Annotated in this window: 12 protein-coding genes; 2 read left to right on the forward strand and 10 right to left on the reverse strand. The window is 68.3% G+C overall.

Going from position 1 to position 15,176, the window contains the following annotated elements; all coding sequences use genetic code 11:
• The first annotated feature begins 76 nt into the window (after positions 1-76).
• The gene (locus BLV92_RS15630) at positions 77-1,369 is read left to right on the forward strand and encodes an amino acid deaminase (protein WP_090546370.1); all 1,293 of its coding nucleotides are present in this window, start codon (positions 77-79) and stop codon (positions 1,367-1,369) included.
• Between the two features lie 88 nt (positions 1,370-1,457).
• On the opposite strand, the gene BLV92_RS15635 is transcribed toward BLV92_RS15630, so the two are convergent.
• Both BLV92_RS15635 and BLV92_RS15640 read right to left on the reverse strand, forming a co-directional pair.
• Entirely contained in the window at positions 1,458-1,937 is a 480-nt protein-coding gene (locus BLV92_RS15635) for a MarR family winged helix-turn-helix transcriptional regulator (protein ID WP_090546372.1), read from the reverse strand.
• 39 nt (positions 1,938-1,976) lie between these two features.
• Entirely contained in the window at positions 1,977-3,572 is a 1,596-nt protein-coding gene (locus BLV92_RS15640) for an MDR family MFS transporter (protein ID WP_090546374.1), read from the reverse strand.
• 125 nt (positions 3,573-3,697) lie between these two features.
• Here BLV92_RS15640 and BLV92_RS15645 point away from each other — a divergent pair, with 125 nt between their 5' ends.
• On the forward strand, positions 3,698-4,549 hold the full coding sequence (locus tag BLV92_RS15645; protein WP_090546376.1) for an EcsC family protein: 852 nt from the start codon (positions 3,698-3,700) through the stop codon (positions 4,547-4,549).
• Here BLV92_RS15645 and BLV92_RS15650 read toward each other — a convergent pair.
• From BLV92_RS15650 to BLV92_RS15685, 8 genes are all read right to left on the reverse strand, one after another.
• Complete coding sequence (locus tag BLV92_RS15650; RefSeq protein ID WP_090546378.1) at positions 4,522-5,493, reverse strand: alpha/beta hydrolase; 972 nt, start codon at positions 5,491-5,493, stop codon at positions 4,522-4,524. The two genes, BLV92_RS15645 and BLV92_RS15650, sit on opposite strands and share 28 nt — an antisense overlap.
• A gap of 63 nt (positions 5,494-5,556) precedes the next feature.
• The gene (locus BLV92_RS15655) at positions 5,557-5,991 is read right to left on the reverse strand and encodes a CHRD domain-containing protein (protein ID WP_090546380.1); all 435 of its coding nucleotides are present in this window, start codon (positions 5,989-5,991) and stop codon (positions 5,557-5,559) included.
• 449 nt (positions 5,992-6,440) lie between these two features.
• Positions 6,441-10,898: an ATP-binding protein gene (locus tag BLV92_RS15660; RefSeq protein WP_167627067.1), complete on the reverse strand. Its 4,458-nt coding sequence runs from the start codon at positions 10,896-10,898 to the stop codon at positions 6,441-6,443.
• 38 nt (positions 10,899-10,936) lie between these two features.
• Positions 10,937-11,677 carry an aquaporin gene (locus BLV92_RS15665; RefSeq protein WP_090546384.1) on the reverse strand — a complete coding sequence of 247 codons (741 nt, stop codon included), beginning with the start codon at positions 11,675-11,677 and terminating at the stop codon, positions 10,937-10,939.
• 230 nt (positions 11,678-11,907) lie between these two features.
• A complete protein-coding gene (locus BLV92_RS15670) occupies positions 11,908-12,579 on the reverse strand; it encodes a response regulator (RefSeq protein ID WP_090546386.1) in 672 nt (223 codons plus the stop codon).
• Positions 12,576-13,196 carry a response regulator gene (locus tag BLV92_RS15675; RefSeq protein WP_090546388.1) on the reverse strand — a complete coding sequence of 207 codons (621 nt, stop codon included), beginning with the start codon at positions 13,194-13,196 and terminating at the stop codon, positions 12,576-12,578. Before BLV92_RS15675 ends, BLV92_RS15670 begins: the two co-directional genes overlap by 4 nt.
• Positions 13,197-13,449: 253 nt before the next feature.
• On the reverse strand, positions 13,450-14,421 hold the full coding sequence (locus BLV92_RS15680; RefSeq protein WP_090546390.1) for a threo-3-hydroxy-L-aspartate ammonia-lyase: 972 nt from the start codon (positions 14,419-14,421) through the stop codon (positions 13,450-13,452).
• Entirely contained in the window at positions 14,418-15,065 is a 648-nt protein-coding gene (locus BLV92_RS15685) for a helix-turn-helix transcriptional regulator (RefSeq protein ID WP_090546392.1), read from the reverse strand. The genes BLV92_RS15680 and BLV92_RS15685 overlap by 4 nt, the downstream gene beginning before the upstream one ends.
• Between the last annotated feature and the right edge of the window lie 111 nt (positions 15,066-15,176).

Raw genomic sequence — 15,176 nt, forward strand, 5'->3', positions numbered from 1 at the left:
ACGTGGAGATGGTACTTCGCGTACCATCTCCGAGTCAACTTCAGTGCAGAAATAGCGGGAAACGGAGTATACGGAGATGAAAGTTACAAACTACCACGGCGCGACCATCGACCCGTACGGCAAAGGTCTCGGCAACGTGCCGGGCACGACGATCCAGCTTGCGGACGCCGCGCGTCTCGAATGGAACCTGCTCGACGAGGACGTGAGCCTGCCGGCGGCGGTGCTGTATGCGGACCGCGTCGAGCACAACCTGAAATGGATGCAGGAGTTCGTCACGCGCTACGGCGTGAAGCTCGCGCCGCACGGCAAGACGACGATGGCGCCGCAACTGTTCCGCCGCCAGCTCGACACCGGCGCGTGGGGGATCACGCTCGCGACCGCACACCAGACCCGCGCCGCCTATCGCGGCGGCGTGCGGCGCGTGCTGATGGCGAACCAGCTGGTCGGCCGGCGCAACATGATGATGATCGCGGAACTGCTGAGCGATCCGGAGTTCGAGTTCTTCTGCCTCGTCGATTCGGTCGACGGCGTCGAGCAACTCGGCCAGTTCTTCGGCTCGGTGCGCCGCAAGCTGCAGGTGCTGCTCGAACTCGGCGTGCCGCGCGGCCGGACCGGCGTGCGCGACGCTCAAACCCGCCGCGCGGTGCTCGACGCGATCGCGCGTTATCCGGACACGCTGCAACTGGCGGGCGTCGAGATCTACGAAGGCATCCTGAAGGAAGAAAGCGAAGTGCGCACCTTCCTGCGCGACGCGTTGAACGTCGCCGACGAACTGACCGCGGCCGGCCGCTTCGCGCGCACGCCGGCGCTGCTGTCGGGCGCCGGGTCCGCGTGGTACGACGTGGTGGCCGAGGAATTCGCCGCGGCCGCGCGCGCCGGCCGCATCGACGTGGTGCTGCGCCCCGGCTGCTACGTGTCGCACGACGTCGGCGTGTACCGGAAGGCGCAGAACGACATCCTCACGCGCAATCCGGTCGCGAAGGAAATGGGCGGCGCGCTGCTGCCGGCGTTGCAGTTATGGGCTTACGTGCAGTCGATTCCGGAGCCGGGCCGCGCGATCGTCGGCTTCGGCAAGCGCGACGCCGCGTTCGACGCAGGCTACCCGGAGCCGTCGCGCCACTTCCGGCCGTCGCGCGACCGCGCGGCCGACGCGCTGCCGCGCGAGGTGAAGCCGGAGGAAGGCTGGGAAGTGTTCGGGATGATGGACCAGCACGCGTATCTGCAGATCCCGGCGGGCGCGGACCTGAAGGTCGGCGACATGATCGGGTTCGACATCTCGCATCCGTGCCTGACATTCGACAAGTGGCGCCAGTTGCTGATGGTCGATCCGTCGTATCGCGTGACCGAGGTGATCGAGACGTACTTCTGAGGACGTCTCGCGGAGTGTCGCCTGCGTCGCCTGTGTCGCCTGTGTCGTTCGACAGCGCGGGCGGCGCGCGGGTTACAGCCCGCGGCCGTTACGCTTCGCGCGGTTCGGCCGCCGACGCGGCCGCGGTGGCGGCGGCAGCGGCCGCCGTCACTTCGCCGATGCGGATCTCGACCATCCGCAGCGCGTTCGACAGCGCGGTCAGCAGGTCGTCCGGCAACGACATCGTGTCGTTCAGGAACGCGTTGCGGCGCGGCAGCCCTTCCTCGGTGACCGCGCGGCCGGTGTCGGTGAGCCTCACGTTCGTGATCCGGTTGTCGCGCGCGTCGACGCTGCGCGCGATCCAGCCGAGCGACTCCAGCAGCTTCAACTGACGCGTCAGCGCGCCCGGATCGACCTTCAGCCGCTCGACGAGCCGCTTCTGCGACGACTCGCCGTCCAGCTCGTACAGCGCGAGCAGGATGCGCCAGCGCGGCATCGGCTGCCCCACCTGCGACTCGAACGCGGCCATGAACGCGCGGTACGTGCGGCCGAACTGCTGAACGATGGCGATGCGGTCCTGGGATTCCATGTGGGCTCGTCGTGTCGTGAACGCTCGTGAGAGCGGGAGTCAGTCGGCCTGCACCGTCGGCTCGACGCGACGACGCAGCCGGATCGGCGGCACGCGGCGGCTCTGCCAGATCGCGACCACCGCGATCGCGGCCGCGACCGCGATGCCGAGGTGGATCGCGCCGACCAGCGCGTCGCGCGCCGCTTCGAGCAGCGCCTCGCCATTGTGCCCTGCATGGGCGAGTTCACCGATCAGCGACGTCTGCGCGTCGCGGTTGATCAGAATCTGCGGGTCGGCCAGTTGCGGGAACCAGTGCGCGGCGTTATCGGCAGTCAGCGCGCCGCGCACGCCGTTCGCGTACAGGTGCGACACCAGCGTGCCCGTCAGCGCGGTGCCGAACATCCCGCCGATCATCCGCAGCGACTGCAGCAGCGCGGTCGCGATGCCGAGGTGCTCGCGGCCCGCCGTCTGCTGCGCGAACACGGTCAGGTTCGGCATCACGAAACCGAGGCCGAGGCCGCCGACGATCATCACCGTCATCAGCATCGACCGCGGCGCGGAGCGCGTGGCGATCGCGATCGCGATGCACGCGCACGCGATCATCGTGAAACCGACATACAGCATCAGGTTCGGATTGCGGATGCGCGACACGATCCGGCCGTTCGCGATACTGCCGATCGTGATGAACACGACGAGCGGCGTAATCACCAGACCCGCCTCTTTCGGCGACATCCCGAACCCGCCCTGGAACAGCAGCGGCGCGTAGAACAGCAGCGAGAACATCGAGAAACCGCCGAGCACGGCAAGCGTGAAGAGCGCGTTCAGGCCGGGGTTGCGGAACATGTCGACCGGCAGGATCGCGTGCGGCGAGCGCAGCTCCCAGCGCCACAGCGCGTACCCGCCGGCGACGCTCGCGACGAGCAGCCCGGCCGCGGTCGGCGTGAGGCCATGCTTCGGCACCATCTCGACGAACAGTTGCAGGCTGCCGAGCACGATCGCGATCAGCAGCGCGCCGGGCCAGTCGAGCCGCATGCGCCCGACGTGCGCGGTCTGCCGCAGGTGCGGCAGGTAGCGCAGCACGAACAGGAGCGACAGCAGTCCGACCGGCAGATTCACGTAGAACACCGAGCGCCAGCCCGCGTACTGCGTGAGAAAACCGCCGAGCGACGGGCCGACCGCGTTCGCGATGCCGAACGCGGAACTCATCAGCACCTGCCAGCGCAGCCGCACGACCGAATCGGGGAACAGATCGGGAATGCACGCGAACGCGGTGCCGACCAGCATCCCGCCGCCGATCCCCTGCAAGCCGCGCGCAATCACGAGGAACAGCATGCTGTTCGCCATCCCGCATAGCACCGACGCGCCGGTGAACACGACGATCGACGCGATCAGGAACGGCTTGCGGCCGTAATAGTCGCCGAGCCGCCCGAAGATCGGCACGGTGATGACGGAGGCCAGCAGGTACGACGTGGCGACCCACGCGTACAGCTCGAAGCCCCGGAGTTCGGCAACGATGGTCGGCAGCGCGGTGCCGACGACGGTCTGGTCGAGCGCGACCAGCATCGTCACGAACGAGACGCCGAGCATCGCGAGCAGCGACTCCCGGAACGGCAGAACCTGCCCGCTTGAATGATGGGCGGCGGTATGGACGGCCATTTTTGATCCAGCAACGGTTGACGTGTCAACGGAGCAAAATCATAGCATGCCTCGATCGACTACACTGGCACGTCCGAGGTACGGCAACCGCCGTGCGCTCCGCCCGATCCGGGAGGCTAACAGGGATGCAACCAGACTTTCCGCCGGTCGTCGGCCCGCTGACCGACGCCGACCTCGACGCGCTGCGGCGCGCGAAGCAACAGCTCGAAACGCCGCCGCTCGGGATGAAGCTCGCGGCGCTGATCGGCGCGCCGATCGAAAAGCTGCTGGGCCGGCTGCCCGGCGTCGCGAGCGACAAGGTGAGCGACGCGACCCAGACCGCGCTGCGCAAGTGCCTGCAGATCGCGCTGAAGACGCTCGGCAAGAACGCCGGCGACGCGGCGCGCGCGGACGGCGGCGCGCCGGAAAAGCCCGGCAACCTGCTGCACAAGTTCGCGGTCGCGACGACCGGCGCGGCCGGCGGCGCGTTCGGGCTGCTCGCGCTGCCGGTCGAACTGCCGGTCACGACGACGCTGATGTTCCGCTCGATCTGCGACATCGCGCGCAGTGAGGGCGAGAACCTCGCGTCGCCGGACGCCCAGCTGCAATGCCTGACCGTGTTCGCGATGGGCGGCCGCTCGGCCGCCGACGACGAAGCCGAGTACGGCTATTTCGTGGTGCGCGGCGCGCTCGCGCAGGCGGTGTCGAAGGCGTCGTCGGAACTCGCGACGAAGGGTTTCGCCGCGCACGGATCGACCGCTTTGCTGCGGCTGATGCAGAACGTCGCCGCGCGCTTTTCGGTGCAGGTCAGCGAGCAGGTCGCCGCGAAATCGATTCCGGCGATCGGGGCGGTGCTCGGCGCGATGGTCAACACGGTGTTCATCCATCACTTCCAGCAGGTCGCGCACGGCCACTTCACGGTGCGGCGCCTCGAACGGCGCTACGGCGAGGCCGCGGTGAAGGCCGCGTATCAGGCGATCGACGTTTCGCTCGACTGAGCCGCGCGCGGGTCGCCGCCGCCCGGCGCATGGCCGCCGCCGGTGACGCGGCGCGCAAAGCCGGCCGCCTCGTCGAGCACGCGCCGCGCCTCGGGCATGAACGGCGCATAGATCGGCCAGATGTGCGGCATGTCAGGCCAGATCGCGCAGTCGATTTCGACGCCCGCGTCGGCCGCCCGCGCGGCGACGCGCCGGGTGTCGTCGACCAGCACCTCGGTGCTGCCCGCCCGCAGGAATAGCGGCGGCAGCCCGTGCAGTTCCGCATAGAGCGGCGAAGCGAGCGGATGCGTGGCGGGCGTCACGCCGAGATACAGGGGGGCGACACGTTCGAACACTTCGCCGCGAAACATCGGATCACGGCCGTCGTTGTCGCGCAGCGACGCGCCGGTCGCCGCGAGATCCGTCCACGGCGAGAACAGCACCGCGCCGGCCGGCAACGGGCCGCCGGCGTCGCGCAACGCAACCAGCGTCGCGAGCGCGAGACCGCCGCCCGCCGAGTCGCCGCCGATGACGATGCTGTCCGCCCGCACGCCGCTGTCGAGCAGGCTGCGCCAGGCGGCGAGCGCGTCATCGAGCGCGGCGGGGAACGGATGCTCGGGCGCGAGACGGTAGTCGAGCGAGAACAGGTCGGCGTCGGCGCGCATCGCGAGGCCGAACGTGATCGCGCGATGCGTCTTCGGCGAGCAGAAGTAATAACCGCCGCCATGCAGATAGAGGATCGTGCGCGGCGCCGGTTGACCGGGCGCGCGCCGGCGTTCGAGCCACTCGCCGCGCAACGGCGCGGCATCGTACTGCTCGCGCAGACGCCAGCCCGACGGCGCGCGCGGCGTCCACAGCCGTTTCGACGTGCGCGTGCGCACGTAGTCGACGTCGATCGGCTGTTCCGTCGCCGGGCGAAACGTCCTGCGCAGCGTCCAGCGGATCACCGCTCCCTGCCAGCTCATCGGACAGGCTCCGGCTGCGGCGGCCGGCGCGACCCTGGCCACGGTCGCACGGCCGCCGCGCGCTCAGTTCGCCGGCAGCACCTGGCCGCGGATCTCGCCGGCCGGGTTCTGCGACGTATGGATGTTGAAATACCACTGACCGGCCATCAGGTCGGTCGCCTGCTGTTCGGTGAGCGTCGCCGAACCCTTGATCGGGCTTGGCAGATCGGCCTTCGCGATCGGCACCTGCACCTTCGCGTTCTGCCCGACCGGTGCGGGGCCGTGGAAGTGCGCGGCGGTGATCGGCGTTGACAGGCCATCGTAAGTCGCGGTCCATTGCAACGTTCTGGACGACGTATCGAACGTCGCATTCAACGCGCCGTGACCCTGCGTGGCGCGCGGCGGCACCTCGCTCGACGGTTCGAGATCGGCCTTCAGCGCGACCGTGTCGGCGAACGCGGCGCCGGATGCGAGCACGCACAGGGCCACGGCGACGCGCAGTGGGCGAAGCACATTCATGAGCTTTCTCCGTTGTTGTGACGCGCCACGGCAGACGATCCGGACGCAGCGCCATCACATGCTAGTGCAAATTGCATGTCGATGTCCGACGCGGCTCGCGTCATGATGGACCGAATTCTGAATCGCGATGTCGCGCGGCTTTCGGAATAACGGAATACGGAATACGCTCGTTCGTTAATTCGGCGAATGCGGCGAATGCGGCGAATGGGCCGATTGACGATGCAATACGAATCGCATTCGATTACCTGTATATCCGTTAACAGTCAATTGATTGATTTCCACTCGATTTCTTCACAATCCGCGATTACCCTAATGCCTGCGAGAAGTGACTCTTCATCGAAGGGTCTCCAAGCTTGAACGCGGCTTCGGCCGCGTTTTTTTTCATCTGCGCTTTTTCATCCGCCTTTCTTGCACGCGTGTGACATCGGCTCACATCGACGATGCCGCCATTACGCCAGCCATGCGGCCTGCTTCTCGATGTCGTTCAGCAGCGCCTCGCAGGTATGGATCAATTGCAGTCCTTCTTCCCGCAGTTGATCCGCGCTGTGATCGTCCATGTGCCACCGATACGTTTCGAGCACCGACAACAACGCCGGATATTGCAGCACGCCGACCGCGCCCGCGAGCCGGTGATGCCATTCGCGCAGGCGCGCGACGTTCACGTCGTCGAGCAGCGGCAATAGCGCAAGCAGATCGTCGCGCACCGCCGACACGAACGAATCGAGCAGCGCCTTCACCGTCGCTTCGCTGCCCCATACGTGGATCATGTGATCGAGGTCGAGCGGTTCGAAGTCCCCGCCCGATCCGGCAGCATGCGCCAACGTTTTCGCGCGCGCCGGCGCACTTGCCGGCATAGGGCGGCGCGCCCCCTCCGTCACGCCGAACCAGCGCGCGAGCGCATCGCGCAGCGTCGCGAGCCGCATCGGCTTCACGAGGCAGTCGTCCATCCCCGCATCGAGACACAACCGCAGATCGTCGCTCGCGGTGCTGGCCGTGATGCCGAGCACCGGCAATCGCTGCGCGCCGCTTTCGCGTTCCCGCTCGCGCAGCTTGCGCACGAGGCCGTAGCCCGACAGCTTCGGCATATGGCAATCGGTAATCAGGCAGCCGTAGTCGTTGCACGCCAGTTCGGCCAATGCCTCTTCGCCGTCGTTGACCACGTCGCAGGCGAAGCCGAGCAACGCAAGCTGATGGCGGATCAACTCCTGGTTCACCGGATGATCTTCGGCGACGAGAATCAGGCGGCCGGCCAGGCGTTCCTTGTCGCGGTCCGGCGCGGCCAGCGAGTCGCCCGCTTCCGCATGACGAGACACCGACGATGACACCGCGACTGGCAACCCCGCGAGCGCCACCGCGCATGCGGTGCCGAGCCCGCACCATGAAACCGGATTCGCGCTCAACAGCACGCCGCTGTCGGTCACGCGATAGCCGGTCGGCTTCGGACTCGCGGTCACGCGAATCACCGGCGCATCGGTCGGCAACGACGGCGCCGATACATCGTCGGACATGAAGATCAGATCGACGTGATCGGCTTGCGCGTCGGCACCCTCGTTTTCGAACAGCGCGGACGACGCGACGTGCGTCATCCGCATGCCGAGCGCCGTGCCGAAATGCGTCAGCGCGCGCGCGGTGCGTTCGTCGTCGCATGCGACCAGCGCGTGTTTGCCGAGCAGGCCGTCCGCGGGGCCAACCGGCATTTCGACCGGCAATTCGATATGCAGCGTCATGCACGTGCCGCGGCCCGACTCGCTGCGCAGCGCCAGCGTGCCGCCCATCAATTCGGCGAGCTTGCGGCAGATCGCGAGTCCGAGGCCCGTGCCGCCGAAGCGGCGCGTCGTCGACGATTCGGCCTGCACGAACGGCTCGAACAGATGCGCCTGCATATGCGGCGCGATGCCGATGCCGGTGTCCTCGACGCTCAACGCAACAAGCTGCCGCGCGCCGTCCCCGTCGATCGCAGTCGCGCTCACGTTCACGCAGACCTCGCCGCGCGGCGTGAACTTGATCGCATTGCTCAGCAGATTGAACAGGATCTGCCGCAGCCGCACGCTGTCGCCACACAGCACCGCGGCGACGTCCGGCTCGACATCGACGCGCAGCTTCAATCCCTTCTCGTGCGCGCGCCCCGCGAGCAGCCCCACCGCGCGATCGACGAGTTCGCGCACGTCGAACGGCTCCGACTCGATCGCGAGCCGCCCCACTTCGATCTTCGCGTAGTCGAGCAGGTCGTCGAGGATCTGCAGCAGCGCGCCCGCCGACTCCTGCACCATGCCGACCATCTCCGACTGCTCGACGTTGAGCGGCGTGCGCTCCAGCACCTCGACGAGCCCGAGCACGCCGTTCATCGGCGTGCGGATCTCGTGGCTCATCATCGCGAGAAAGTTGTCCTTCGCGCGCGACGCCGCCTGCGCAATGTCCCGCGCGCGCGCCAGTTCGTCGGCGCGCGCACGCTCGACGCTCACGTCGGCCGCATAACCGCTCCACACGACCGAACCGTCGTCCTTCCGGTGCGGGACGAACTCCGCGCGCAGCCACAACGTCCCGTCGGACGCGAAATAGCGGAACTCGACGTGCACCGGCGTCAGCCGCCGCGCGGAACGTTCGAGCCACACGATCAGACGCTTGCGATCCTTCGGATGCACGCGCTGCATGTCGAGCGCGTTCGCGCGGATCAGTTCGCTGCCGCCGTCGCCGAACAGCCGCTGCGTGTCGCCGCCGATGTACGGGAACGCATAACGGCCGTCCGGCGTGCGCCGAAGCTGGAACACGATCGCCGGCAGCGAGTGCGTGACGTCGGACAGCAGCCGCTCCGTTTCGCGCGCGCGCAGTTCCGCGCGACGGATGTCGGTGATGTCGATCATCGTGCCGAGCACGCAGAACGGCTCGTTGCGGCTGTCGCTGCACAGACGCGTCGCGAAGATGCCGTGCCGCGCTTCATCGTCGCGGTCGGCGCGGCCATCGTGGCCGTCGAGCACGAGTTCGACGCGCCGCGCGCCGCCATCGGCGACGGTCTGCCGGTACATGCCGTCCACGCGCCGGCTGTTCGCTTCGCCCCACGGCGCGACGCTGGTGCTGGACCGGCCGAGCAGTTGCACGCGCGACAGGCCGGTCGCTTCCTCGTAGGCGTGGTTCACCGCGAGATAGCGGTTCTGGAGATCGCGCGCCGCCAGCGGATACGGAATCATCTCCATCATCGTGTTCTGCAATTCGACCTGCCGCGCGAGCACACGCTCGGCGCGGCGGCGGCGCTTCATCTCGCGCTGGAGCAGCACGTACGCGCGCAGCGTGACGAGCAGCACCACGCCGAACACGATCAGCAACGGCAGCAGCCGCAGCGCGTTCACGCTCCAGCCGCTACGCCCGGCGACAGCCGCCGTCACCCAGCGGTGACGGATGCGCTGCGCCTCGCCCGCCGGCATCGCGCGCAGCGCGCGGTCGATCAGCCCGGCGAGCGGCGCGAGATCGCCGCGCACCGCGAAGCTCACCTCATCGTCGTGGCCGGCCGGCCCGACGATCTGCAGTTCGTCGTCGTGATCCCGCCGCAGCGGGCCGGCGACCGCCGCGGCGTCCGCGATCAGCACGTCCGCGCGCCGGTCGGCGACCATCGTCAGCCCTTCGTCGAGCGTCGCCGCGCGGACGATCTGCGAACCCGGCAGATCCGTCGCGAACAACTCGGCGGCCGGCGCGTGCGGCGTCAGCACGACGCGCCGGCCCGCGAAGTCCTTGAGGCCGCGCACGACCGGCTCGTTCCGGCGCGCGACCAGCGCGAACGGATAGTGCTCGTACGGCTGCGTGAACTGCGCGCCGGGCAGCCGCGCATCGTCGCGCATCGCCGTCGCGAGCAATGCGAAGTCGCCGTGCCGGAACGCGCCGGTCGTTTCGATCCAGCCCGGCGTGGGTATCCGGCGGAACGTGACGCCGAGCACATGGCCGAGATAGTCGAGGTAGTCGCTGGCGATCCCGGACGGCTGCCCGGACGGACCGACGTAGCTGAACGGCGCCCAGTCGTCGTCGAAGCCGACCGACAGCGGCGGCAGCGCGCGCAGCCACGCGCGCTCGTCCGCCGACAGCGCGAGCGGCGACGTCGGCATCCGCGGCGCGCCGTCGAGCCAGCGCGCGCGCAGCGCGGTCGCCGCGGCGGGCCGCACGCCGCTCAACGCGACGTTGAGCCGGTCGCGCAGCGCCTTGGCCGACGCCGGCACCGCAAAGCGCATGTCGCGCACGACCATGCGTTCCTCGTAGGCGATGCGCAGCCCGCGAAACGCTTCCGCCGACAGCTGATAACGGACGACCGCCGCGAAACCCGCATAGACGTCGGCCGAGCCCGTGGCGACCGAATCGAGCGCATCCCACGTGGTCGCATACGGTTCGATGGTCGCCTGCGGGAAACGCTTGCGCAGCAGTTGTTCGAGCGCGAAGCCCCTCTCGGTCGCGATGCGCGCGCGGGCGATCCGGTCGGGCGACGTGAGCGCGTCCGCATCGTCGCTGCGCGTGACGAACGCGGCCGCGCCGTTCAGATAAGGCGTCGTGAACGCGAGGCAGCGTTCGCGCTCGGGCGTGCGCGCGACGCTCATCAGCAGATCGACTTCCCCCGCGCACGCGGCCGCGATCAGCCGCGGCATGTCGGGATAACGCTTCGGCACGAGTTCGACGTCCGTCCCGACGAGCAGGCGCAGATAGTCGGCGCTGAAGCCGGTGACCCGGTCGCCGTCGAGCACTTCGAGCGGCGGCCAGCCGTCGGCCAGCACGCCGACCAGCAGCCTCGGCGGAAACGGCGTCGAAACCGGCTGGCTCGCGGCCGGCTTCGATACGTCGGCAGGCGATTGCGCGGTGGCTTGCGGGTGCGCGAATACGACGAGCAGCGTGAACGCCGATGCGATCAGCCGGCGCCAGCGCGAACCGTGCATGCGGAACTTCATCGGACGCGGCGAGCCGGCGACGCGGATCAGGCGGAACCGCCGGGTTCCGCCGTGACCGGCCGCACCCGGCCGGCGCGCGCGGCGAGCGCCGCGTGGCACAAGCCTGCGCCGATGCCGCCGAGCATCGGCGCGGCCCAGAACAGCCAGAGTTGATCGAGCGCCCAGCCGCCGACGAACAGCGCGGGGCCGGTCGAGCGCGCCGGGTTGATCGCGCCGTTCGTGACCGGCATCGTGATCAGATAGATCGTCGCGAAACACGCGCCCGTCGCGATCGCCGCGACGCGGCGGCGATCGGGTGTGCCTGACATTACGAGGTGCGTCGTCACGAACGCGAGCGTCATCGCGAGTTCGATCACGAATGCGGACGACAGCGAATAATCGGACGGCGAATGCGCGTCATAACCGTTGACGCCGAATTCGGAAATCGACAGCGAGAAACCGGGACGACCACTCGCGATCCATACGAGCAACGCGGCGCCGAGGATCGCGCCGGCCGTCTGCGCGGCGAGATAAGGCGCGACGTCGCGCACCGGGAAGCGCCTCGCCACCGTGTAGCCGATGGTCACCGCCGGGTTGAAGTGCGCGCTTGCGGCGCGCGCGGCGACGAGATTCGCCGCGAGCAGCGCGAGACCGAATGCGACCGGCGTCCCGAGCAGGTTCCAGCCCTGCACCGGAATGCCGGCATTCAGCGCGGCGCCCGCGCAGCCCGCGAAAACGAGCCATCCGGTTCCCACGCATTCGACCAACAGTCGCCTTCCCAACTTCATCTCACCGTCTCCGTATCTACGCCAGTCCGTGCCGTCTAGCCGGTGCCGTCCTGTGATGCCTCGATACAAGAGCAGTAAAAGATTCAGCGGAAATGTCCGGCAGTTCGCGCACCTATCCTTAAATTCTGATCAGAACCCGATAGCCACTGGATAGGACGATTCTGAAAAGGCGAGCGCTGCGACACGATGCCCTGGTGAAATCAATCGGGGCTCGAAGCCGTGCGGCGCGTTTATCCGAACATCCGCGACACGATGCCGGACTCGACCGCGAACCGGTACAGCTCGACGTCGTTCGCGAGCGACAGCTTTTTCATCGCGGAGCATTTCTGCGCGCTGATCGTCTTCACGCTGCGGCCGAGGCGCACGGCGATCTCCGTCACGCTCAGGCCCGACGCGTAATGAACGATCACTTCGATCTCGCGCCTCGATAGCTGACGCGCGCTGCCGTCGTCGGCCGCCGCGGGCCAGTCGCGCGCGAGCAGATCGCGGACGAGCGGGCCGAGATACCGCTCGCGCGCCATCGCGGACGCGATCGCATCCGGAATCAGGTCGACGCAGTCTTTCTTGCTGAGGATGCCGTCCACCTGCATCCGCAGCAGGCGATGCAGCACGGCCGGAGCCGTTTCGCCCGTCAGCACGATCAGCGACGCGTGCGCGAAGCGCCGCCTGAAGTCGAGCAGCATGTCGTGTGCGTCGAGGTCGCCCGCGCAGGGCATGTAGAGATCGGTGATGACGACGTCGAAGTCGACCCGCGCGGCTTCGTCGAACAGTTCGGCAAACGTCGTCGCGCGGCCGACCACGCGCAGGCGAGGCCAACGGCCGATCAGCCGTTCAAGCGCGTACAGCACGACCGGATGATCGTCGGCGACGATGATGCGCGCGGGCGTTAGCGGTCCGCTCATCGCACGCGGCGCCTTTCGGCGAACGAAGAAACCGCCGAACCGGAAGCCGCATCGGCATCGGCCAGCACGTCGTGCGCCAGCCGCGTAGACGCGCCCGTCTCGTCATCCGGACAACGCGTGACGACCACGCAGTCGTGGATCGTCTGCCGAAACGCGCCGTGTCCGAGCAGGCACAGCTGCCGCACGCTGACGCCGGCCGTCTCCAGATCGCAAAGAATCTGCGCGCTGACGCTCACGCAGCCTCGGCACGCATCGCGGACCACCGTCGTCAGCGCGCCGGCCACGTCGCTTTTGCGCAGCATGCCCGCGATGCCGGTGCTCAACGCCGCGCTCAGCAGCGACGCTTCGGTTTCGACGGTCAGCACCACGACGGGCAACGACGGCCAGCCGCTACGCAGACGCTCGACGAACCCGCGGCATTCGGGACCGTCGCCCGCGCCGTCGAGCATCGCGAGGCTGGTGACGACCACGTCGCACGGCATCGCGCCGAGCAGCGCAAGCAGTTCGCCGGGACTCGACGCTTCTCCGACGACGTCGATGCCGTCCGCCCCCAGCGCGCAACGCACGCCGAGGCGGACGAACGGATGATCGTCGGCGAGGATCACGCGTAGGTTCACAGGGGTTCTCTGTCGTTGTCGGGAGCCTTTTGTGCGGCTCCCGCTGTTCGATGATCTGAAGACTCGTTTTGCGAGTGCGTGCCATCAGACCATCGAAGCTCGACGGCAGAAATCGGAGATTTCCGAAATGTTAAGCCCTTGTTAAATCAACGCGCGGGCACCACGGGCATACGACAGACGCCGGCGCATCGGGCCGGCGAAATCGCAACGGATTGCGAAGGAATACGCGCCAGGCCGCGTGCTCCGTGCGCGGTCAACCCGCGTAACCGACCAGTTCCGCGAAACGCAGCAGATCGACGTTGCCGCCCGACACGATCACGCCGACGCGCTTGCCGCGCACATCGACCTTCCGTTGCAGCACCGCCGCCGCCGCGAGGCAGCCGGTGGGCTCGACGACGGCCTTCATCCGGCTCGCGAAGAACTTCATCGTATCGACGAGTTCCGCGTCGCTGACCGTCACGATGTCGTCGACCAGTTCGCGGATCACCGCGAACGTGTATTCGCCGAGGTGCTGCGTCTGTGCGCCGTCGGCGATCGTCTTCGGCGTGTCGATGTGCACGATCGCGCCCGAACGCAGGCTGCGCTGGCCGTCGTTGCCCGCTTCCGGTTCCACGCCGATCACCTTGCAGTCAGGGTTCAGCGCGCGCGCCGCGGTCGCGCAGCCCGACAGCAGGCCGCCGCCGCCGAGGCACACGAACAACAGGTCGAGCGGGCCGGCGTCCTCGATCAGTTCCTTCGCGGCCGTGCCCTGCCCGGCCATCACGTGCGGATGGTCGTACGGCGGGATCAGCGTGAGGCCGCGTTCCGCCGCGAGCCGGCGGCCGAGCGCCTCGCGGTCCTCGGTGTAGCGGTCGTAGAACACGAGTTCGCCGCCGTAGCCGCGCGTCGCTTCGACTTTCACCGCGGGCGCGTCCTGCGGCATCACGATCACCGCCTTCACGCCGAGCAGCCGCGCGGACAGCGCGATCGCCTGCGCATGGTTGCCGGACGAAAACGTAATCACGCCGCCGGCCTTCTGCTGCGGCGTGAACTGCGCGATCGCGTTGTACGCGCCGCGAAACTTGAACGCGCCCATCCGCTGGAAGTTCTCGCACTTGAAGAACAGTTGCGCGCCGGTCAGGTCGTTCGCAGTGGTCGAGGTCAGCACCGGCGTGCGGTGCGCGACGCCGCGAATGCGCTCGTGCGCGGCGACGACGTCGTCATAGGAAATCGGCAAGGTGCTCATGGTCGGGATTCCGTCGGCAGGTAGGTATAGACGGTCGAGCGCGCAACGCCCAGCGTGCGCGCGACCTCGGAAAGCGCATGGCGCAGGTTGAGCAGGCCGGCGTCGGCGAGTTCGCGCACCGCGTCGCGGCGCTGCGCGAGCGTGAGGCCGATCGGCGTCGTGTTGCGCGCGGCCGCGAAACGTTCGAGCGTCGCGCGCACGTCGCCGAGCTGGCGCGATGCGAGCGTCTCGACGACCGGCGCGCTCGACGGCGCGGTGCTCATCAGCTGGCCGAGGCCGGCCGTGACCGCGCCGAGCAGCGACACGTCCATGTTCAGGCAGATCGCCGCGACGTAGTCGCCGGCGCTGTTCTTCAGGCCGATCGACGTGCTCTTCGCGGGGCGGCCGTCCGGGAAGCGGTTCGGGTAGTTCTGCACGACTTCCGGGAAGCCCGGATCGGTGATCCGCGCGAGACCCATTTCGGTGACCGCGTCGCCGACGCTGCGGCCGGACAGGTTGTTCGCGATCGCGACGACCGAATGCCCGGGACGCGACAGGTCGTGCAGCACCACCTCGACGAGCGGCGCGAGCGTCTGCCCGAGCGCCTCGACGATCTTGCGGCCTTCGCGCAGCAACAACTGGTTTTCGCGGTCGACGTTTCTCATGGGAGAAATTTTGCCGGATATTGACGATTTGTCAATATCGCGACGGGTGAGGCCGTTGGGCGACGCGGGCGGCGGCTTCCAGGTCCGAAAAAAAACCCGCGCGGAGGCGGG

The organism is Paraburkholderia caballeronis (assembly GCF_900104845.1).
GTDB classification, from domain to species: Bacteria; Pseudomonadota; Gammaproteobacteria; order Burkholderiales; family Burkholderiaceae; genus Paraburkholderia; species Paraburkholderia caballeronis.